19 protein-coding genes are annotated in these 19,913 nt (G+C 71.8%); 14 read left to right on the top strand and 5 right to left on the bottom strand.

The genetic code is table 11. The annotated features are described in order from the left end of the window. The first annotated feature begins 47 nt into the window (after window positions 1–47). The 11 genes from ABD347_RS08875 to ABD347_RS08825 all read left to right on the top strand — a co-directional run bounded on the left by ABD347_RS08875 (window position 48) and on the right by ABD347_RS08825 (window position 13,081). Window positions 48–1,202 carry a cytidylyltransferase domain-containing protein gene (locus ABD347_RS08875; RefSeq protein ID WP_344358671.1) on the top strand — a complete coding sequence of 385 codons (1,155 nt, stop codon included), beginning with the start codon at window positions 48–50 and terminating at the stop codon, window positions 1,200–1,202. A 9-nt stretch (window positions 1,203–1,211) separates the two neighbouring features. Beyond that, window positions 1,212–2,099 (top strand): N-acetylneuraminate synthase family protein, encoded by an 888-nt coding sequence (locus ABD347_RS08870; protein WP_344358653.1) that lies wholly within the window; start codon window positions 1,212–1,214, stop codon window positions 2,097–2,099. Continuing rightward, the gene (locus ABD347_RS08865) at window positions 2,096–3,160 is read left to right on the top strand and encodes a hypothetical protein (protein WP_344358650.1); all 1,065 of its coding nucleotides are present in this window, start codon (window positions 2,096–2,098) and stop codon (window positions 3,158–3,160) included. Before ABD347_RS08870 ends, ABD347_RS08865 begins: the two co-directional genes overlap by 4 nt. Window positions 3,161–3,377: 217 nt before the next feature. Further along, a complete protein-coding gene (locus ABD347_RS08860; RefSeq protein WP_344358668.1) occupies window positions 3,378–4,658 on the top strand; it encodes an amidohydrolase in 1,281 nt (426 codons plus the stop codon). Window positions 4,659–5,442: 784 nt separating this feature from the next. Beyond that, window positions 5,443–6,486, top strand: a complete 1,044-nt coding sequence (locus ABD347_RS08855; protein WP_344358648.1) for a BMP family lipoprotein — start codon at window positions 5,443–5,445, stop codon at window positions 6,484–6,486. A 202-nt stretch (window positions 6,487–6,688) separates the two neighbouring features. Further along, window positions 6,689–8,272 (top strand): ABC transporter ATP-binding protein, encoded by a 1,584-nt coding sequence (locus tag ABD347_RS08850; protein ID WP_344358665.1) that lies wholly within the window; start codon window positions 6,689–6,691, stop codon window positions 8,270–8,272. After that, window positions 8,269–9,378 (top strand): ABC transporter permease, encoded by a 1,110-nt coding sequence (locus tag ABD347_RS08845; RefSeq protein WP_344358645.1) that lies wholly within the window; start codon window positions 8,269–8,271, stop codon window positions 9,376–9,378. Before ABD347_RS08850 ends, ABD347_RS08845 begins: the two co-directional genes overlap by 4 nt. Continuing rightward, window positions 9,375–10,646, top strand: coding sequence for an ABC transporter permease (locus ABD347_RS08840; protein WP_344358643.1), 1,272 nt, complete (start codon window positions 9,375–9,377; stop codon window positions 10,644–10,646). Before ABD347_RS08845 ends, ABD347_RS08840 begins: the two co-directional genes overlap by 4 nt. 8 nt (window positions 10,647–10,654) lie before the next feature. Then, a complete protein-coding gene (locus ABD347_RS08835) occupies window positions 10,655–11,032 on the top strand; it encodes a cytidine deaminase (protein WP_344358662.1) in 378 nt (125 codons plus the stop codon). Between the two features lie 121 nt (window positions 11,033–11,153). Next, a complete protein-coding gene (locus tag ABD347_RS08830; RefSeq protein WP_344358640.1) occupies window positions 11,154–12,431 on the top strand; it encodes a thymidine phosphorylase in 1,278 nt (425 codons plus the stop codon). A 203-nt stretch (window positions 12,432–12,634) separates the two neighbouring features. Next, complete coding sequence (locus ABD347_RS08825; protein WP_344358637.1) at window positions 12,635–13,081, top strand: STAS domain-containing protein; 447 nt, start codon at window positions 12,635–12,637, stop codon at window positions 13,079–13,081. On the opposite strand, the gene ABD347_RS08820 is transcribed toward ABD347_RS08825, so the two are convergent. The 3 genes from ABD347_RS08820 to ABD347_RS08810 all read right to left on the bottom strand — a co-directional run bounded on the left by ABD347_RS08820 (window position 12,996) and on the right by ABD347_RS08810 (window position 16,071). Further along, a complete protein-coding gene (locus tag ABD347_RS08820) occupies window positions 12,996–13,982 on the bottom strand; it encodes a sigma-70 family RNA polymerase sigma factor (RefSeq protein ID WP_344358636.1) in 987 nt (328 codons plus the stop codon). The genes ABD347_RS08825 and ABD347_RS08820 overlap by 86 nt on opposite strands. Window positions 13,983–14,052: 70 nt before the next feature. After that, on the bottom strand, window positions 14,053–14,697 hold the full coding sequence (locus ABD347_RS08815; RefSeq protein WP_344358659.1) for a L,D-transpeptidase family protein: 645 nt from the start codon (window positions 14,695–14,697) through the stop codon (window positions 14,053–14,055). An 84-nt stretch (window positions 14,698–14,781) separates the two neighbouring features. Then, window positions 14,782–16,071 carry an MFS transporter gene (locus tag ABD347_RS08810; protein ID WP_344358633.1) on the bottom strand — a complete coding sequence of 430 codons (1,290 nt, stop codon included), beginning with the start codon at window positions 16,069–16,071 and terminating at the stop codon, window positions 14,782–14,784. Between the two features lie 62 nt (window positions 16,072–16,133). On the opposite strand from ABD347_RS08810, the gene ABD347_RS08805 reads away from it, so the two are divergent. After that, window positions 16,134–17,093: a LysR family transcriptional regulator gene (locus ABD347_RS08805; RefSeq protein ID WP_344358629.1), complete on the top strand. Its 960-nt coding sequence runs from the start codon at window positions 16,134–16,136 to the stop codon at window positions 17,091–17,093. A 5-nt stretch (window positions 17,094–17,098) separates the two neighbouring features. Here the strand turns inward: ABD347_RS08805 and ABD347_RS08800 are convergent, their stop codons facing one another. Next, entirely contained in the window at window positions 17,099–17,869 is a 771-nt protein-coding gene (locus tag ABD347_RS08800; protein ID WP_344358627.1) for an alpha/beta hydrolase, read from the bottom strand. A gap of 100 nt (window positions 17,870–17,969) precedes the next feature. Here ABD347_RS08800 and ABD347_RS08795 point away from each other — a divergent pair, with 100 nt between their 5' ends. Further along, window positions 17,970–19,115 carry an adenosine deaminase gene (locus ABD347_RS08795; protein ID WP_344358624.1) on the top strand — a complete coding sequence of 382 codons (1,146 nt, stop codon included), beginning with the start codon at window positions 17,970–17,972 and terminating at the stop codon, window positions 19,113–19,115. A 138-nt stretch (window positions 19,116–19,253) separates the two neighbouring features. Continuing rightward, entirely contained in the window at window positions 19,254–19,586 is a 333-nt protein-coding gene (locus ABD347_RS08790; RefSeq protein ID WP_344358621.1) for a hypothetical protein, read from the top strand. Between the two features lie 76 nt (window positions 19,587–19,662). On the opposite strand, the gene ABD347_RS08785 is transcribed toward ABD347_RS08790, so the two are convergent. Next, window positions 19,663–19,863: a PspC domain-containing protein gene (locus ABD347_RS08785; RefSeq protein WP_344358619.1), complete on the bottom strand. Its 201-nt coding sequence runs from the start codon at window positions 19,861–19,863 to the stop codon at window positions 19,663–19,665. Window positions 19,864–19,913: the final 50 nt, after the last annotated feature.

Raw genomic sequence — 19,913 nt, 5'->3', positions numbered from 1 at the left:
CCACCCGCCCGCCCCCCGGCCCCGCCCGCCGCACCGTCCTCGCCGTCATACCCGCCCGGGGCGGCTCGAAGGGCGTGCCCGGCAAGAACCTGGCGGCCGTCGGCGGCGTACCCCTGGTCGCCCGCGCGGTACGCGCCTGCCTGGGCGCCCGGCGGGTGACGGACGTCGTCGTCTCGACCGACGACCCCGCCATCGCGGACACCGCCCGCGCCGCCGGCGCCGAGGCGGTCCAGCGGCCCGTCGGCCTCGCCGGTGACACGGCGACCAGCGAGTCGGCGGTGCTCCACGCGATGGACGCCTTCGAGGACCGGCACGCCCGCCCGGTCGACGTGGTCCTGCTCGTGCAGTGCACCAGCCCCTTCCTGACCGCGCGGGACGTCGACGGCGTCGCCGCCCGGGTCCTGGACGGCGACGCCGGCACGGCGCTGACGGTCGCGCCGTCCCACGGCTTCCTGTGGCGGGAGGAGCACGACGCCCACGGGGTCAACCATGACCAGGCCCACCGCCCCCGGCGCCAGGACCGCGCGCCCGAGTACCTGGAGACCGGCGCGGCGTACGCCATGGACGCGCGCGGCTTCCGGGAGCACCGGCACCGGTTCTTCGGCCGCACCGCGCTCGTCGTCACCGACGCCGCCCGCGTCCTGGAGATCGACGACCCGCATGACCTCGCCCGTGCCCGCGCGCTCGCGCCGCTGCTGGACGCGGCGGCCACGCCGACGCTCGCCGACGTCGACGCCGTCATCCTGGACTTCGACGGCACCCAGACCGACGACCGGGTGCTCGTCGACTCCGACGGGCGCGAGCTCGTCGCCGTACACCGGGGCGACGGGCTCGGCGTCGCCGCGCTCCGCCGCGCCGGGGTCCGGCTGCTGGTCCTGTCCACCGAGCAGAACCCCGTCGTCGCCGCCCGCGCCCGCAAGCTCGCCGTCCCCGTCCTGCACGGCGTCGACCGCAAGGACCTGGCGCTCAAGCAGTGGTGCGACGACCACGCCATCGACCCCCGCCGGGTGCTCTACGCCGGCAACGACGTCAACGACCTGCCCTGCTTCGGCCTCGTCGGCTGGCCCGTCGCCGTCGCGAGCGCCCACGACTCCGTACGGGCCGCAGCCCGAGCCGTCACCGCGACCCCCGGCGGCGCGGGGGCGATCCGGGAGATCGCGACCTGGCTCCTCGGCCCCACCCTGCACACCCCCGCGACGTAAGGACCCTCCATGGACCCCCGCCTGCGCATACTCGGCCGCAAGACCACCGGCCCCGGCCGGCCCGTCTACATCACGGGCGAGATCGGCATCAACCACAACGGTGACCTCGACAAGGCCATCGCGCTCGTCGACGCCGCCGTCGACGCGGGGTGCGACGCCGTCAAGTTCCAGAAGCGCACCCCCGAGATCTGCACCCCGCGCGACCAGTGGCACATCGAGCGCGACACGCCCTGGGGCCGGATGACGTACATCGACTACCGCCACCGCGTGGAGTTCGGCGAAGCCGAGTACCGCGCCATCGACGAGCACTGCCGCGAGCGCGGCATCGACTGGTTCGCCTCCCCGTGGGACACCGAGGCCGTGGCGTTCCTGGAGAAGTTCGACGTCCCCGCCCACAAGGTCGCCTCCGCCTGCCTCACCGACGACGAACTGCTGCGCGCGCTGCGCGCCACCGGCCGCACCGTCGTCCTGTCCACCGGAATGTCGACCCCGAAGCAGATCCGCCACGCCGTGGAGGTGCTGGGCAGCGACAACATCCTGCTCTGCCACGCCACTTCCACCTACCCGGCCAGGGCCGAGGAACTGAACCTCCGTGTGATCCAGTCCCTGATGCGGGACTACCCCAACATCCCGATCGGCTACAGCGGACACGAGACCGGCCTGCAGACCACCCTGGCCGCCGTCGCCCTCGGCGCCTGCTTCGTCGAGCGCCACATCACCCTCGACCGCGCCATGTGGGGCTCCGACCAGGCCGCCTCCGTCGAGCCGGGCGGTCTCACCCGCCTCGTGCGCGACATCCGCACCATCGAGACCGCCCTCGGCGACGGCGTCAAGAAGGTCTACGAGTCGGAGCTCGCCCCCATGAAGAAGCTCCGCCGCGTCCCGGCCGGGGTATGACCGCCGTGCCCCGGGCCGGATCCGCGAACCGGTCGGCGAACCTCGCCTTCGTCGAGAGCCCCGTACAGCTCCTGAACGTCCTGGAGTGGGCCCACCACGCCGGCCGCCCCGATCTCCTCGTCGTCGTCCTGTCGCCCACCGACCCGATGTCGCGCGGCCAGCTGCGGCGGATGGCCGGCCTGGCGCGCGACGAGGGGTTCGCCGTCCGCTGGCAGGAGGCGCGGGGCGGCCGAGGCTCTCTGGCGCGGGCGCTGCGGGAGCTGGCGCAGTCCCTGGTGCGCGCCGAGCGGGTGATCATCGGGGACCCGTTCTCCCGGTACGTACAGCTCCTGCTGACGCTGTTCGGCCCGCGCGCCCTCACGGTCGTCGACGACGGCACGGCCACCATGGAGTTCGCCGCCCAGCTCGCCCGGGGCGAACGGCTCGTGCGCTGGCACCGCCGCGGCCTGCGGGACCCGCGCGAACTGGCCCTCGCCCCGGTCACCGCCCTGGCCCGCCGCCGCCTCGCGCCGGGGCGCCGCCGCACGGTCGAGGTCTTCACCGCCCTGCCGCTCGCCGAGGCCCCGGTGGGCGCCACGGTGACCACCAACCGCTTCGCCTGGACCCGCGCCCGGTTCGGCCCGCCCCGGCTGACCCGGGGCGCGGACCTGGTGGGCACGTCGCTGGTGGAGACGGGCGTGGTGGACCCCGGCCGGTACGTCGGGGCGGTCGCCGCGCTGGCCACCGCCCACGGCGCCACGCGCTACTTCGCACACCGTCGCGAGAGTGTGGAGAAGCTGCACCGGATAGCGGTGGAGACGGGCCTGGAGATCGTCCGGCCGGACCTGCCGCTGGAGGTGATCGCCCGGCGCGGCCCGATCGGCCGTACGGTACTGAGCTTCCCTTCCACGGTGGTGCACACCCTCCCCGCGGCCCTCGCGGGGACCGGCGTCACGATCACCGTGTGCGGGATAGCGCCGGAGTGGCTGCGTGACACCGCCTCACCACGCGCGCAGGGCTTCCTGGCGGGTGTGGCCGAATCGGCACGGTCGGCGCACGGCCTGTCACTCACCGGAGCGTGAGACCCCGGCCCGCCCGGGCCCGATCACGGGCCCGAACGTCCGACCGGAACGCGATCGAGAAGGTTCGACACGTGCCTGAAAAGGCGTGAGCTTACCCACTTGACCTGGCGCTCAAGCCCGCCGTCCAGGGTTTCTTTCCCCTATCGGGCTGAAGTTTTATAGATCACACGTTAGTTGAGGGCGAAACGCGCCTACCCTGTCATGGGTGAACAAGGTGATGTCCCGCGACCCCGAAACAGACGTTCCCGGCGATACGCCCCTCCTCGGCGCGCTGCCAGAGACCCTGCGCGCCGAGTTGATCGCGTTCCGCCGGGATGTGCACATGCACCCCGAGCTGGGCTTCCAGGAGTTCCGCACCACCGCGGCGATCAAGACGCGCCTCGAAGCGGCCGGGCTCAGCCCCCGGGTCCTGCCCGGTGGCACGGGGCTGACGTGCGACATCGGTTCGTGGGACGGCGTCCGCCCCATGCTGGCGATCCGCGCCGACATCGACGCGCTGCCCATCCCGGACACCAAGACGGACGTCCCGTACCGCTCCACGGTGCCGGACCGGGCCCACGCCTGCGGCCACGACGTGCACACCACCGTCGTGCTCGGCGCCGGCCTGGTGCTGGCGGACCTGGCCCGCCAGGGACTGCTGCCGGGCGCCGTACGCCTGATCTTCCAGCCCGCCGAGGAGGTCATGCCGGGCGGCGCGATCACCGCCATCGACGCCGGCGTGCTGGACGGAGTCGGCCGGATCGTCGCCGTGCACTGCGACCCGCGCGTCGACGTGGGCCGCATCGGGCTGCGCACCGGGCCGATCACCTCCGCCTGCGACCGCCTGGAGGTCACCCTCGACGGGCCCGGCGGTCACACCGCGCGCCCGCATCTGACCACGGACATGGTCACCGCGGCGGCCCGCGTCGCCGTCGACGCGCCCGCCGTCCTCTCACGCCGGATCGACACCCGTTCCGGGCTGGTCCTGACGTGGGGCCGCATCGAGGCGGGGCACGCCCCCAACGTCATCCCCCAGCGCGCCGAGCTGGGCGGCACGGTCCGCTGCCTGGACCTGGAGGCCTGGCGGCACGCCCCGGACCAGGTGTACGCGGCGATCGACGAGGTGGCGACGCTGTACGGCGCCAAGTGCCAGATCGAGTACGTACGCGGCGTCCCGCCGGTCGTCAACGACGCGTCCGTGGCCCAGCTGCTGCACGACGCGATGGCCGCCCGGTGCGGCGTGTACGCGATCGAGGACACCGAGCAGAGCCTCGGCGGCGAGGACTTCTCCTGGTACATGGAGCACGTCCCCGGCGCGATGGCCCGGCTGGGTGTCCGCCGGCCGGGCGACACCTCCCGGCTCGACCTCCACCGGGGCAACTTCGACATCGACGAGGAGGCCATCCGGGTGGGCGTCGAACTCTTCACCGCCGCCGCGCTCCTCGACGCCGACGGAGCGCAGGAGCCGCCCGCCACGCCGCGTCCCGCGACCGAAGGACGCCCCGCGCCAAGGCCCTGACGCCCTCTGTCGCGAGGCCTCCGGTCGCCCGGGCGCCACGGTCCGCGTGTCGAGCCCCCGGGCGTGAGGCCGGACGGCCACCGTTCCCGCGGGTCAGCGAAGCGTCCCGCCCCGGCGGGTGCTCTCCACGCGTCCCGCACGGGGAACGTGGTGCCGTCCCGGCCGACGTGGACGGTCCTGGCGCGGCGCTTCGAGGCGCGGGTGCTGCCGCCCGTGCGCGGGGCGGCACCCGGGCGGCCGCCTCCGGCCGCCTCCACGCCGCCTCCGGCTGCCTGCACGCCGCCTCCGTCCGCCTCCGCGCCGCCGCCGGGCGGTTCCGAGGCGGCGGACGCCGGCGCGGCGAAGCTCGGAAGCGAGGCGGCCGGCGCGATGCTCATGGTGAGCGTGGGTGCCGATGGTGGTCTCGCCGGACAGGGAGTCCGCCCCGTTTGCGGGGGTCGGAACCGGGCCGGGGCCGCCGATCGGCGTAGTGCGGACGGTCGACGGCCACCAGGGGTTTCCCGGAGTGCCGGCCCTGGCCAAAAGTGGTGCCACGAGCCGCCGATGGCGCCACCGGTGGCCGGCCGGCGCCGTCGCCCGCTTGATCGTCGCAGGCCAGAGGGGTCGGTCGTGCCGGGGTGGTACGCGCCCCTTGCCTACCCACGGCAGGTGGCCGGCGCACAGCCTGTACGCGACGAATCGATAACGGCTTCCGTACAGGTCTTTATCTGACATCTACGCGCGTTACGATCGCCGCAAAACCAGCGCCGGAAGTGGCGCTTAGGTCAGGTCGAAGGAGCCTCCCTTGCGCCGGATCACCAGGATCGCAACCGTGGGCGTCGCGTCCGCGGCACTCGCGCTCAGCGCCACCGCGTGTGGCGGAAAATCGTCGAACACCGCCGACAGCGGCGAGCCCAAGGTCGCCATCGCGTACGACATCGGTGGCCGTGGCGACCAGTCCTTCAACGACGCCGCCTACGCCGGCCTGGAGAAGGCCGAGAAGGAGCTCGGGGTCAAGGGCACCGAGGCCGAGCCGAGCGAGGGCGAGGGCGACCCGGACAAGGTCCAGCGCCTCACCGAGCTGGCCCGCTCCGGCAACAACCCGGTCATCGGGGTCGGCTTCGCGTACGGCCCGGCCGTTGCCGAGGTCGCGCCGAAGTTCCCGAAGACCACCTTCGGCCTCGTCGACGACACCTCGAAGACCGGCAAGAACATCGCCAACCTGGTCTTCAACGAGGAGCAGGGCTCCTACCTGGCCGGCGTCGCCGCCGCCAAGGTGACCAAGACGAACACGGTCGGCTTCATCGGCGGTGTCGAGATCCCGCTGATCAAGAAGTTCGAGGCGGGCTTCGTCCAGGGTGTCAAGGACACCAACAAGAACGTCAACGTCAAGGTCCAGTACCTGACGCAGCCGCCGGACTTCGGTGGCTTCTCCAAGCCGGACCTGGGCAAGGCCGCGGCGCAGGGCCAGATCGACGCCGGCGCCGACGTGATCTACGCCGCCGCCGGTCTCGCGGGCGCCGGTTCCATCGAGGCCGCCGCCAAGGCGAAGAAGTGGGCCATCGGCGTCGACTCGGACCAGTACAGCCAGAAGGGCCTGGCGGCCTACAAGGACTACATCCTCACCTCGGTGACCAAGGACGTCTCGGGCGCCGTCTTCAACCTGATCAAGTCGGTCCAGGAGGGCAAGCCGCAGAACGGTGAGATCCGCTACGGCCTCGAGGAGGACGGCGTGGGCCTGGCCCGTTCCAACCCGGCCTTCACCAAGATGACCGACGTCATCAAGGCCGTGGACCAGGCCAAGGCCGACATCATCGCCGACAAGATCAAGGTCAAGACCGCCCCGTAACCGCGCGGCCGGAACACGCGAGCGCGGGTCCGGAGAGTGTGGCGCGAGCCGCGCTCTCCGGACCCGGGCCGTGTTCCGCCCCGGTTGTTCTTCCCTTCGTCGTCGCTACGCGCGTAGAGCCCCGAGTGGCGCGATAACTTCGGCACTTGCCCACCAGCCCCCCTTGCTCCCGAAGCTCCTTTCCCGCCAAGGAGAGTGCGTCATCAACGCGTCCAGTCCGTCATCGCCGCCGGCTGCCGCCGTAGAACTGCGCGGCATCACCAAGCGCTTCCCCGGCGTCGTCGCCAACCACGACATCGACATCACCATCCGCAAGGGCACCGTCCACGCCCTCATCGGTGAGAACGGGGCCGGCAAGTCGACCCTGATGAAGATCCTCTACGGCATGCAGAAGCCGGACGAGGGCACCATCACGATCGACGGAAAGCAGGTCTCCTTCTCCAGCCCGGCCGACGCCATCGCGATCGGCATCGGCATGGTCCACCAGCACTTCATGCTGGCCGACAACCTCACCGTGCTGGAGAACGTCGTCCTGGGCAGCGAGAAGCTGTACGGCATCGGCGCCAGGGCCCGTAAGAAGATCGAGGAGATCTCGGACGCGTACGGGCTGAACGTCCGGCCCGACGTACTGGTCGAGCAGCTCGGTGTCGCAGACCGCCAGCGCGTGGAGATCCTCAAGGTCCTCTTCCGGGGCGCCCGCACGCTCATCCTGGACGAGCCGACCGCGGTGCTCGTCCCGCAGGAGGTCGACGCGCTCTTCGCCAACCTGCGTGAGCTCAAGGCGGAGGGGCTCACCGTCATCTTCATCTCCCACAAGCTGGGCGAGGTGCTGTCCGTCGCCGACGACATCACCGTCATCCGGCGCGGCACGACGGTCGGCACCGCGGACCCCCGCACCGCGACCACCAAGCAGCTCGCCGAGCTGATGGTCGGCGCGGAGCTGCCCTCGCCGGAGACCCGGGAGTCGACGGTCACCGACGTACCGATGCTGACGGTCGAGGACCTGCGGCTGACCGAGACGGACCCGGACGGCATCGTCCGCGAGGTCCTCGCGGGCATCGGCTTCACCATCCACAAGGGCGAGGTGATGGGCATCGCCGGCGTCGAGGGCAATGGCCAGACCGAGCTCATCGAGGCCCTGATCGGCCTGCGGGACCCCGACGGCGGCGTGATCACCCTCGACGGCACCGACATCTCGCACGCGCCGACCCGCAAGCGCCGTGAGGGCGGCATCGGGTACATCCCCGAGGACCGTCACCGTCATGGCCTGCTGCTGGAGTCCCCGCTGTGGGAGAACCGCATCCTCGGCCACGTCACCGAGCCCCCCAACAGCAAGCACGGCATCCTCGACATCAAGGCCGCCCGCCTGGACACCGAGCGGATCGTGCGCGAGTACGACGTGCGTACCCCCGGGATCGAGGTCACCGCGGCCTCCCTCTCCGGCGGCAACCAGCAGAAGCTGATCGTCGGCCGTGAGATGAGCCACGCCCCCAAGCTGCTGATCGCCGCCCACCCCACCCGCGGCGTGGACGTCGGCGCGCAGGCGCAGATCTGGGACCAGATCCGCGAGGCGCGCCGCGAGGGCCTGGCGGTGCTGCTGATCTCCGCCGACCTGGACGAGCTGATCGGGCTCTCCGACACCCTGCGGGTGATGTACCGGGGCCGGCTGGTCGCGGACGCGGACCCCGCCACGATCACCCCGGAGGAGCTGGGCTCGGCCATGACCGGTGCCGCGGCCGGCCACCTCGAGCACCACGACGAGAACGCGAACGGTGAGGGCCGATGAAGAAGTTCGACAAGGACCGGCTGATCCTGGGCCTCGCCGGCCCGGCGCTCGCCCTGGTCGTGGCCTTCCTGCTCACCTCGGTGGTGCTGCTGGCCTCGAACCGTGACCCGTTCGAGCCGTACCGGATCATGTTCCAGAGCCTGGAGTTCACGGACATCCAGGTCCTGATCCTCAACCAGACCGGTACGTACTACCTCGCCGCGCTGGCGGTCGCCATCGGCTTCCGGATGAACCTGTTCAACATCGGTGTGGACGGGCAGTACCGCCTGGCGGTGATGCTCGCCGCGGTCGTCGGTGCCGCCGTCGAACTGCCCGGCCCGCTCCACATCCTGTTGATCGTCATCGTCGCGATGCTCGTCGGCGCCCTGTGGGCCGGTATCGCGGGTGTCCTGAAGACCACCCGCGGTGTCAGCGAGGTGGTCTCCACGATCATGCTCAACGCCATCGCCACCAGCCTGATCGCCTGGATGATCCTGCCCGCCAACCTCGGTGTGCAGCCTCCCGGTTCCAACGACCTCACCACCGGTGAGATCGCCGAGTCCGGCTGGATGCCGGGCCTCGACGTGGACGGCGGCACCATCTACGGCTTCACCTTCGTCGCCTTCGCGCTGGGCGTCGTCTACTGGTTCGTCCTGAACCGCACCCGCTTCGGCTTCGACCTGCGCGCCACCGGCGCCAGCGGGTCCGCCGCCCAGGCGAGTGGCGTGGACGCGAAGAAGATGGTCCTCACCGCCATGCTGATCTCGGGCGCGGTCGCCGGTCTCGCCGGTATGCCGATGCTGCTCGGCCAGACCCACACGTACAGCCTGAGCTTCCCCGTGGGTGTCGGTTTCACGGGCATCACCATCGCCCTGCTCGGCCGCAACAGCCCCGTCGGCATCTTCTTCGCCGCGCTGCTCATCGCCTTCCTCGACAAGGCGTCCGCGTCGCTGGACCAGTACGGCTTCGAGAAGGAGATCGCCACGATCATGCAGGGCCTGATCGTGATCTCCGTCGTCGTGGCGTACGAACTCGTCCGGCAGTACGGGCTGCGCCGTCAGCAGCAGAAGGTCGGCGAGGAGCTTGCCGCCCAGGCCCGAATGAAGAAGGAGGACGTGGCGGCATGAGCGAGTCCACGAGCACTGTTACGGCCGCTGCCGCGGCGCCCAAGAAGGGCGGCGGACGCCGCAGGATGTCCCTGCCGGTCGTTCTGCTGATCATCGCCGGCGGCCTGGCGCTTTTCTCCCTGGTCCGTGTGATCAGCGGCGCCGACGACCTCACCTCCGTGGGCCAGGTCTCCGGCGCCCTCCAGCTCGCCGTGCCCATCGGCCTGGCCGGTCTCGGCGGTCTGTGGTCCGAGCGGGCCGGCGTGGTCAACATCGGCCTCGAAGGCATGATGATCATGGGCACCTGGTTCGGTGCCTGGGCCGGCTACCAGTGGGGGCCGTGGACCGGCGTCGCGCTGGGCATCCTGGGCGGCGCGCTCGGCGGCCTGTTGCACGCGCTGATGACGGTGACGTTCAACGTCAACCACATCGTCTCCGGCGTGGCCATCACCATCCTGGCCACCGGCGCCACCCGCTACCTGTCCAACTTCACGTTCGCCGAGGCCGAGGGCGGCTCCTCCAAGCAGTCCCCCCGCATCGAGGCGATCGACCGGATCACCGTCCCCGGGCTGTCGGACGGGCTCTCCGACCTCCAGGGGAAGCACTGGTTCTTCGTCTCCGACCTGGCCGGCGTGCTCGGCGGCCTGGTCACCGGCCTCTCGCTGCTGACCGTCGTCGCGCTGCTGCTCATCCCCGCCACCTGGTGGGTCCTGTGGCGCACCGCGTTCGGCCTGCGGCTGCGGTCCTGCGGTGAGAACCCGATCGCCGCCGAATCCCTCGGCGTCAACGTCTACAAGTACAAGTACATCGCCGTCGTCGTCTCCGGCGCCCTCGCGGGCCTCGGCGGCGCCTTCCTGGCCATCGTCTCCACCGGCATCTACCAGGAGGGCCAGACCGGCGGCCGTGGTTACATCGGCCTCGCCGCGATGATCTTCGGCAACTGGATGCCGGGCGGCATGGCCCTCGGCGCCGGGCTCTTCGGCTTCACCGACAGCCTCAAGCTGCGCGGCGGTGCCGAGAACGTCCACGCGATGCTCCTGCTCCTGGCGATCCTGCTCGTCGCGATGGTGATCTGGCAGCTCTACAGGAAGAAGTACGTGTCCGCGGTCATCGCCGCCGCCACGTCGGCCGTCCTGTTCGTCTGGTACGGCTTCACCGACGCGCTGCCCAGCCAGTTCGTGGACGCCGCGCCCTACGTCACCACCCTGCTGGTGCTCGCGCTCTCCGCGCAGCGGCTCCGGATGCCCAAGGCGGACGGCATGCCGTACAAGAGGGGCCAGGGCAAGTGACCGAGGCCATGTGGGAGGCGCTCCGCGACGCCGCCCGGAAGGCGATGTCCCATGCGTACGCCCCGTACTCCGGCTACCCGGTGGGCGCGGCGGCCCTCGTCGACGACGGGCGCACGGTCACCGGGTGCAACGTGGAGAACGCCTCGTACGGCGTCGGCCTGTGCGCCGAGTGCGGGCTTGTCTCCCAGTTGCAGGCCACCGGAGGCGGCCGGCTGACGCACTTCGTGTGCGTGGACGGTCGCGGCCGGGTGCTGGTGCCGTGCGGCCGCTGCCGGCAGCTGCTGTACGAGTTCGGCGGCGACGACCTGCTGGTCGACACCCCGGAGGGCGTGCTGACGCTCGCCGAAATGCTCCCGCAGGCCTTCGGACCGCAGCACCTGTCGTAAGAACGGGACGACCCTTCCGCGCTGTCCGCGGAGGGGTCGTCCTTTCCCCACCCGTTTCTCTATGCGCGTAGAGTCACGCGCACAGGACTGTCCCACCCCGCTGGAAGGAACCCTTTAGGCCATGGACGCGATTTCCGTCATCCGCACCAAGCGGGACCGGGGCGAGCTGAGCCCCGAGCAGATCGACTGGGTCATCGACGCCTACACGCGCGGTGAGGTCGCCGACGAGCAGATGTCGGCTCTGGCGATGGCGATCCTGCTGAACGGCATGAACCGGACGGAGATCGCCCGCTGGACCGCCGCGATGATCGCGAGCGGCGAGCGGATGGACTTCTCCTCGCTGTCCCGCCCCACCGCCGACAAGCACTCCACCGGAGGCGTCGGCGACAAGATCACCCTGCCGCTCGCCCCGCTGGTCGCCGCGTGCGGCGCCGCCGTACCGCAGCTGTCCGGCCGCGGCCTCGGCCACACCGGCGGCACGCTCGACAAGCTGGAGTCCATCCCCGGCTGGCGCGCGCTGCTCTCCAACGAGGAGATGCTGAACGTCCTCGACACCACCGGCGCGGTCATCTGCGCGGCGGGTGACGGCCTGGCCCCCGCCGACAAGAAGCTGTACGCGCTGCGCGACGTCACCGGCACGGTCGAGGCGATCCCGCTGATCGCGTCCTCGATCATGTCGAAGAAGATCGCCGAGGGCACCGGCTCGCTGGTCCTGGACGTCAAGGTCGGCTCCGGCGCCTTCATGAAGAACATCGAGGACGCGCGTGAGCTGGCCTCCACCATGGTGGGCCTGGGCACCGACCACGGGGTGAAGACGGTCGCCCTCCTCACCGACATGGCGACCCCGCTCGGCCTGACCGCGGGCAACGCCCTGGAGGTCCGCGAGTCCGTCGAGGTCCTCGCCGGCGGCGGCCCCGCCGACGTCGTGGAGCTGACCGTCGCGCTCGCCCGCGAGATGCTCGACGCGGCCGGCATCAAGGACGCCGACCCGGCGAAGGCCCTCGCGGACGGCTCCGCCATGGACGTCTGGCGCCGCATGATCGCGGCCCAGGGCGGTGACCCGGACGCCACCCTCCCGGTCGCCCGCGAGCGGCACGTCGTCACCGCCCCCTCCTCGGGCGTCCTCACCCGCCTCGACGCGTACGGCGTCGGCGTCGCCGCCTGGCGCCTCGGCGCGGGCCGCGCCCGCAAGGAGGACCCGGTCCAGGCGGGCGCGGGCGTCGAGCTCCACGCCAAGCCGGGCGACACGGTCACGGCGGGCCAGCCGCTGCTGACCCTGCACACGGACACCCCGGAGAAGTTCGACTACGCCCTGCGGTCCCTGGACGGCAGCTACGACATCGCCGCCGAGGGCACGTCGTACGAGCCGACCCCGGTGGTGCTGGAACGCATCGCCTGACCTCCACAGGTGAACGGGACCGATGACCCCCCGTCGGTCCCGTTCCGCATACCGGGGAACGCGCACGCAGATCCGCTCGCTGTCCACCAGGACGCCGTCGCAGTCGAAGATCACGAGCTCGACGGGGTCAGGGTGATCACGAGTCATGGGCCGCAGCGTACGGGCACCGATGAGTTCCGCCCACGGGGCGGGTCTCCTTCCCTGTGGACACCACGGACCCGAAAGTCTTCCGCGTCGTCGGTCTCGTCGAGCCGGCCGACGTCCCCCGGCTGTGCGAGGAGCTGACCGAACTGCTCGGCGGGAGCGGCGGCGGGAGCGGCGGCGAGGACGCGGACGGAGGCACCGGCGGGCGCTCCGCCGACGGCACCCCCGGCAGAGGCGCCACCGGTACCGCCCACGTCGTCTGCGACGTCGGCGGCGTCGCCCGGCCGGGCCTCACCGCCGTCGACGCGCTCGCCCGGCTGCGCCTGACCGCCGGGCGGCTGGGGCACCGGATGGCCGTACAGGGTGCCGGGCCCGAGCTGCGGATGCTGCTGGAGCTGGTCGGGCTGGCCGACCTCCTCCTTACGCCCCCGCCCCCGCCCCCGCCTCCAGCCGCTCCGGGAGATCGAACAGCGGGAACCAGCGCTTCACGTCCAGGAAGGACGTGATGCCCGAGACCTTCCCGTCCACGATCTCGATGACCATGAGGGCCCACGGCGTGAAGCCGCCCTCCGGGTCCGGGTGGTAGTGGGCGAACGCCGGCGTGCCGTTGGCCACCACCGGCATCAGCCGCGAGCCCCGGCAGACCTCGCCGACGCCCAGCATCCAGCCGACGATGTCGTCGTGGCCCCGGAGCCACAGGTCGTAGGGCGGCATGGACAGGGTGGCGTCCTCGTGGAGCAGCGCGGTGAGGGCCGCCATGTCGTACCCCTCGAAGGCCGCCACGTACCGGTCGAGGAGCTTCTTCTGGTCCTCGTCGAGGGGGTCGTCCGTGTCCGTCTTCGCCGGCTCGGACTCCGCGAGCGTCGCCCGCGCCCGCTGCAACGCGCTGTTGACCGACGCGACCGAGGTGCCGAGCAGTTCCGCCACCTCGCTCGCCTTCCAGGCCAGCACCTCGCGCAGGATCAGCACCGCCCGCTGCTTCGGCGGCAGGTGCTGCAGCGCCGCCACGAACGCCAGCCGCACCGTCTCCTTCGCCACCGCCGCCTCCGCCGGGTCGGTGACCGTCGGCAGCACCCGCCCGTCGGGCACCGGCTCCAGCCAGGTGACCTCCGGGCGCGAGTTCAGCTGCGCCCGCGCCACCGGGGTCGGCGCGGTCAGGTCCATCGGCCGTGCCCGGCGGTTGCCCGCGTTCAGCGCGTCCAGGCACACGTTCGTCGCGATGCGGTACAGCCAGGAGCGCACCGAGGACCGGCCCTCGAACTTCTCGAAGCTCCGCCACGCCCGGACCATGGTGTCCTGGACGGCGTCCTCCGCCTCGAAGGCCGACCCCAGCATGCGGTAGCAGTAGCCGGTCAGCTCGGTCCGGTACTGCTCCAGGCTCGCCACATCGCTCGCCGTATCAGTCATCGCGTCCACCCCTGTCGCGCTTCCCCTTGCCTCACTCACGGAAGCTACAGGAGGGGACTGACAACGGGGCTCAGGTGCCGGGCTTGCGCCCGTACACGAACACGTCGTCGCCGTTCTTCAGCATGCTCCAGTACGCCTTGGCGTCCGCCTCGCGCATGTTGACGCAGCCGCGCGAGCCGGGCGGGTTGTACATGGACTTGCCGACGGAGTGGAACGCCTGCCCGCCGTCGAAGAACTGCGCGTACGGCATCCACACCTTGTACAGCGTGGACCAGTGGTTGATGTTGCGGTGGTAGACCTTCCGTGCGCCCGTACGGGTCTCGTCGCCGTCCCGGCCGGTCCGCACCGGCACCGGCCCGTACGCCAGCCTGGCGCCGTCCTGGATCCAGCTAAGCTGGCGCGTCAGGTCCACGCACGCGATCCGCCCCTTGGTGGTGGGGCACTTCCCCGCGGCGTTGGGGGTCTTCCCCGCCGCCCGCTGCTGGAGGATGGTGTTCATCGTCCGCCAGGTGATCTCACCCGCGTATCCGACGGTCGGCGTGATCCCGTGCCAGCGCTGGAACGTCTGTGTCGCCTTGCAGTCGGCCGGCGACTGCTTCCCGTCCACCGGCCTGCCCATGAACTTCTCGACCTGCTTCTGGTACGGCCCGGTCTGCGTCGTACAGGACGCCGCCCGCGCCGGTGCGGCGCCGAGCGCGACGGTCAGCGGCACCACCAGTCCGGTGAGCCCGAGCACGACCCCGGCCCTCTTCCGTGTCCCACCCACGTACACCACTCCCCCTGGAGCCCCTTGAGACAGTTATGCCCTTAGGACGCTCGGGGAAGCGGCGCGGTTGTACGTTTCGCGGGACTTGCGGTTCTCCACGCGCGCGGCGTGCGTCCCGTACAGGGTGAGGGACACGACCCCGAGGACGGCGACCAGCCCCAGCAGGACCGTGCCCGCCCAGCCGCCGGCGTGGAAGGCGACCGCGCCGAGCGTGCCGCCCACGCTGCTGCCCAGGTAGTACGCCGACTGGTACAGCGCCGACGCCTGGGCCCGGCCCGTCTTCGCGGTACGGCTCACCGAGGACGAGGCGACCGCGTGACCGGCGAAGAACCCGGCCGTGATCAGCACCAGGCCCGCGAGCACCGGCGCCAGCGTGTCCGCCAGCGACAGCAGCAGCCCCGCCGCCGTCGTGGTCACCGCCAGGTACAGCGCCCCGCGCCGCCCCATGCGGCCGACGAGCCGCCCGGCCGCGGCCGACGAGACCGTACCGACCAGGTACACCAGGAAGATCGAACCGATCACGCCCTGCGGGAGCGAGAACGGCGCCTCGACGAGCCGGTAGCCGATCACCGTGTAGACCGCGCCGAACACCGTCATGAACAGCGCGCCGATCGCGTACAGCCGCATCAGCAGCGGGTCGGACAGGTGTGTCCGGACCGTCGTCGCCAGCGCGCGCGGGTTCAGCGAACCGGGCGAGAAGTGCCGCGCCCGGGGGATCATCAGCCGGAACACCACCGCGCACACCAGGGCCATCAGGCCGACCGCGGCGAGCGCGGCCCGCCACCCCCACAGCTGGGCGACCCAGCCGGTGACGATCCGGCCGCTCATGCCGCCGATGCTGTTGCCCGCCACGAACAGGCCGATCGCCGCGACCAGCGCCTTGGGCCGCACCTCCTCCGCCAGGTACGCCATCGCCGACGCGGGCACCCCCGCGAGCGCGGCGCCCTGCACCGTACGCAGCCCCACCAGCCACTCCAGACTCGGGGCGAAGGGCACGAGGAGCCCCAGGGCCACCGCGACCACCAGGGACGCGGTGATCAGGGCGCGGCGGCCGAACCGCTCGGACAGGGCGCTCAGCGGCAGGACGCACAGGGCGAGCGCGCCGGTCGCGGCGGACACGGTCCAGCTGGCGGCCGAGGCGTTCACGCCGAAGTCGGCGGAGACGGCCGGGAGCAGGGCCTGCGTCGAGTAGAGGAGGGCGAAGGTGGCGACCCCCGCGGCGAAGAGCGCGAAGCTCATCCGGCGGTAGCCGGGGCGGCCGGGGGAAAGGCGAGTGTCGGCGACCGCGTCGGTGGCGGCCGCCTTGGTACTGGCGGAAGGCATACCCCGACCGTAGGCACACCCGTCTCATGCGTCCAATGCATGGAACGGCTTTAATCGTTCCCATGGCGCATAACCACAGTTCACAGGAGTGGCTGTCACCGAACAGTAACGAAGAAGACATGGGGCTGCTGCTCGCGCCGCGTCTCGCGTACTTCGCGGCGGTCGCCCGGCACGAGCATGTGACACGGGCCGCGCACGACCTCGGGGTGCCGCAGTCGACGCTGTCGCGGGCCATGGTCCGGCTCGAACGGGACCTCGGCGTCTCGCTGTTCGCCCGCAGGGGCCGCACGCTCGCGCTCACCCCGGCGGGCCGCACCTTCCTGGCGTCCGCCGAACGGGCGCTGGGGGAGGTGGAGCGCGCCGCCGACGCGGTACGGGCGGACGCCGACCCCTCGGCGGGGCGGGTCGCCTTCGGGTTCCTCCACACCATGGGCTCGGAGACCGTCCCGGGGCTGATCCGAGCCTTCCGGGTCGACCACCCCAAGGTCCGCTTCACGCTCGTCCAGAACTACGGCGAGGCCATGATCGAGCGTCTCCGCGCCGGCGACCTGGACCTGTGCCTGACCTCGCCCGTGCCGGACGCCCCCGACCTGGTCGCCCGCCGCCTGGACGAGCAGCGGCTGCGGCTCGTCGTCCCGGACGACCACCGGCTGGCGTCCCGCAAGCGCGTCCGCCTCGCGGAGGCCGCCGACGAGACGTTCGTGACCCTGGAGCCCGGCTACGGACTGCGCCGCATCACCGACGCGCTCTGCGCCGAAGCGGGCTTCTCGCCCCGGATCGCCTTCGAGGGCGAGGAGGCCGAGACGCTGCGCGGCCTGGTCGCCGCCGGCCTCGGTGTCGCGCTGCTCCCGCCGCCCGCCGTCGCCCGCCCCGGTGTCGTGGAACTCACGGTGACGGCCCCGCGCGCCGCCCGCGAGATCGGCGTCGCCTGGCTGGACGGACACCCCGACACCCCGCCGGTGGCGGCCTTCAAGCGGTTCCTGCTCTCCCGCCGGGGCCGCCTCCTGAACGAGCCCGAGTAGGCGCCCTACCGCCGTGGCACCCTGCCGAACCCGGAGGCCAGCGGCATCCGGAGCCCCAGCGGCGGGGGCGCGGCGAAAGCGTCGGCGACCGGGCGGGCGAAGGGGTGGCCGAACAGGGTGCCCAGGACGAAGTCGGCGGCGAGCGCGGCCACTTCGGCGTGGTGCTCGCGCAGCGCGTGCCCGTCCGAGTGGACCTCGAACCGGCAGGTGTCCCGGTTGGCCTTCTTCGCGCGTTCCGCCAGCCGGTACGACAGCTCCGGATCCGTACGCGTGTCGTTCGTGCCGTGCGCGATCAGCACGTGACGTCCGGCGAGCTGCTTCACCGGTTCGGGTGCCGCCGCCACATCGTCCTCCGGCAGCCAAGGGGCGAGCGCCAGCACGGCGTTGACGGCCGTGTGGCCCGCCGCACGCAGCGCCGCCCGGCCGCCCATGCCCCGCCCCGCGAGACAGACCGGGACGTCGCCGTACCGGCGCACGACCTCCGAGACCGCCCACCGCGCGTCCACCGCGAGCCGCGCGTCCGCGCCGTTCCAGCCGCGTCCCCGGTACCGCACCACATGGGCCACCAGGCCGTCGGCCCGCCCCGCGCGGGCCAGGTGGCGCGCCATGGGCACGGTGGCCGCGTGCGCGACCGGCGACGGGCCGCGCCCCGACTCCGGCTCCCCGTCCGGGAGGAGCAGCACCACGCCGCCCACCGCCGTGACGGACGGCCCCACGGGCCGGCCGAGCCGGGGCGCCCGCGTGCCCGACGTACCTACGAGTGCGTGGTGTGCCATGGCAGAACAGTCTCAGAAGACGACGTGTACGCGATCCGTACGCGCGGTCACTGTTACGTATCGACGCGCCTTCTACGCGCGTCGCGGCTAGAGTTCGCGAATGACGAGCCAGACACCCCAGATCCCCACCGCGGACCAGATCCGCCGAGCCCCCAAGGTGCTGCTCCACGACCACCTCGACGGCGGCCTGCGCCCGGGCACGATCATCGACCTCGCCGACGCCACCGGGTACACCTCGCTGCCCGAGCGCGAGCCGGACAAGCTCGGCCTCTGGTTCCGCGAGGCCGCCGACTCCGGTTCGCTGGAGCGCTACCTGGAGACCTTCGCGCACACCTGCGCCGTCATGCAGACCCGCGAGGCCCTCGTCCGCGTGGCCGCCGAGTGCGCCGAGGACCTCGCCGAGGACGGGGTGCTCTACGCGGAGGTGCGGTACGCCCCCGAACAGCACCTCGAGAAGGGCCTCACCCTCGAAGAGGTCGTCGAAGCGGTCAACGAGGGGTTCCGCCTGGGGGAGCGGCGCGCCCGGGAGAACGGCCACCGGATCCGCGTGGGCGCCCTGCTCACCGCCATGCGGCACGCCGCCCGCGCGCTGGAGATCGCCGAACTCGCCAACCGCTACCGCGACCTGGGCGTCGTCGGGTTCGACATCGCCGGCGCCGAGGCCGGTTTCCCGCCCACCCGCCACCTCGACGCCTTCGAGTACCTCAAGCGCGAGAACAACCACTTCACCATCCACGCGGGCGAGGCCTTCGGCCTGCCGTCCATCTGGCAGGCGCTCCAGTGGTGCGGAGCCGACCGGCTCGGCCACGGCGTCCGCATCATCGACGACATCCAGGTCGCCGAGGACGGCACCGTCGCCCTCGGCCGCCTGGCCGCATACGTACGCGACAAGCGCGTTCCGCTGGAGCTGTGCCCCACCTCCAACCTCCAGACCGGCGCCGCGCCCTCCTACGCGGAGCACCCCATCGGCCTGCTCCGCCGCCTGCACTTCCGGGCCACCGTCAACACCGACAACCGGCTGATGTCGGGCACCAGCATGAGCCGTGAATTCGAGCTGCTGACCGAGACGTTCGGTTACACGCTCGACGACATGCAGTGGTTCACCGTCAATGCGATGAAATCAGCATTCATTCCTTTCGACGAACGGCTGGCGATGATCAATGACGTCATCAAGCCCGGGTACGCCGAGTTGAAGTCCGAATGGCTGTTCCGCCAGACCGCCGCGACCAGGGACTCCGCGCCGTAGAAGCCCTGCGGTCGACCGTCGGGAACGGCCGGGTGATTCCATGACCTGGCCGTTCCGGGTGTTTGCGGGGCCTGCGGAACGATGACTAAGTTGCGGAGCCGCTCATCTTTCCCCGAGTTCCCCCAAGGACGAAATTCGATGAAGCAGTCCGCCGCCAAGACTCTCGGTGTCGCCGCCCTCGGCGCCGCGTTCGCCGCCGCCACCGCCGGCACCGCCTCCGCGGCCACCTCGACGCCCACCACCGCCGCGCTGGGCGCCGCCACCGCCACCGCGGTCCCGGTCCTCCAGTCCGCCGTGGAGCAGGCTCCGAACCACGCCACCGAGCTGCTGGCCGTCGGTCAGGAGCTGACCGGCGCCGCCACCAAGAACGTGTCCCTCCAGGGCCTGCCCATCGACCCGGCCACCGCCACCGGCCTCCTCGGCGGACTGCCCGTCGGCGGCGCCCTCCCGGTCGCCGGCCTCGGCGCCTGAACCACCGGCCGCAGCCGCGTACGCGAAAGGGGCGCCCGCCTTCACAGGTGGGCGCCCCTTGGCGTACGCGGAGTGGTTACCAGGCCGGCTTGGCGGCCTTCTCCGACGGCAGCAGTATCCACAGCGCCAGATACAGCAGGAACTGCGGGCCGGGCAGCAGGCACGACACCACGAAGATCACGCGCATCGTCGTCGCGGAGGTGCCGAAGCGCCGTGCCAGCGCCGCGCACACTCCGCCGATCCTGCGTCCGTCACGAGGTCGGACAAGAGCGGCCATGGTGGGCTCCTTCGCGGGAGGAAGTCGAATCGTTCGATGGACTCCATTCT

Source organism: Streptomyces gobitricini (assembly GCF_039532985.1).
GTDB classification, from domain to species: domain Bacteria; phylum Actinomycetota; class Actinomycetes; order Streptomycetales; family Streptomycetaceae; genus Streptomyces; species Streptomyces gobitricini.
Note: the sequence above shows the minus strand (reverse complement) of the source record. Positions and strands in the feature narration are given on the sequence as shown.

Bases quoted from the DNA above. Each gene is read 5' to 3' on its own strand.
- ABD347_RS08870 (WP_344358653.1), top strand. From the start codon at position 1,212: ATGGACCCCCGCCTGCGCATACTCGGCCGCAAGACCACCGGCCCCGGC.
- ABD347_RS08865 (WP_344358650.1), top strand. From the start codon at position 2,096: ATGACCGCCGTGCCCCGGGCCGGATCCGCGAACCGGTCGGCGAACCTC.
- ABD347_RS08860 (WP_344358668.1), top strand. From the start codon at position 3,378: ATGTCCCGCGACCCCGAAACAGACGTTCCCGGCGATACGCCCCTCCTC.
- ABD347_RS08845 (WP_344358645.1), top strand. From the start codon at position 8,269: ATGAAGAAGTTCGACAAGGACCGGCTGATCCTGGGCCTCGCCGGCCCG.
- ABD347_RS08840 (WP_344358643.1), top strand. From the start codon at position 9,375: ATGAGCGAGTCCACGAGCACTGTTACGGCCGCTGCCGCGGCGCCCAAG.
- ABD347_RS08835 (WP_344358662.1), top strand. From the start codon at position 10,655: ATGTGGGAGGCGCTCCGCGACGCCGCCCGGAAGGCGATGTCCCATGCG.
- ABD347_RS08830 (WP_344358640.1), top strand. From the start codon at position 11,154: ATGGACGCGATTTCCGTCATCCGCACCAAGCGGGACCGGGGCGAGCTG.
- ABD347_RS08820 (WP_344358636.1), bottom strand. From the start codon at position 13,982: ATGACTGATACGGCGAGCGATGTGGCGAGCCTGGAGCAGTACCGGACC.
- ABD347_RS08810 (WP_344358633.1), bottom strand. From the start codon at position 16,071: ATGCCTTCCGCCAGTACCAAGGCGGCCGCCACCGACGCGGTCGCCGAC.
- ABD347_RS08805 (WP_344358629.1), top strand. From the start codon at position 16,134: ATGGCGCATAACCACAGTTCACAGGAGTGGCTGTCACCGAACAGTAAC.
- ABD347_RS08800 (WP_344358627.1), bottom strand. From the start codon at position 17,869: ATGGCACACCACGCACTCGTAGGTACGTCGGGCACGCGGGCGCCCCGG.
- ABD347_RS08795 (WP_344358624.1), top strand. From the start codon at position 17,970: ATGACGAGCCAGACACCCCAGATCCCCACCGCGGACCAGATCCGCCGA.
- ABD347_RS08790 (WP_344358621.1), top strand. From the start codon at position 19,254: ATGAAGCAGTCCGCCGCCAAGACTCTCGGTGTCGCCGCCCTCGGCGCC.
- ABD347_RS08785 (WP_344358619.1), bottom strand. From the start codon at position 19,863: ATGGCCGCTCTTGTCCGACCTCGTGACGGACGCAGGATCGGCGGAGTG.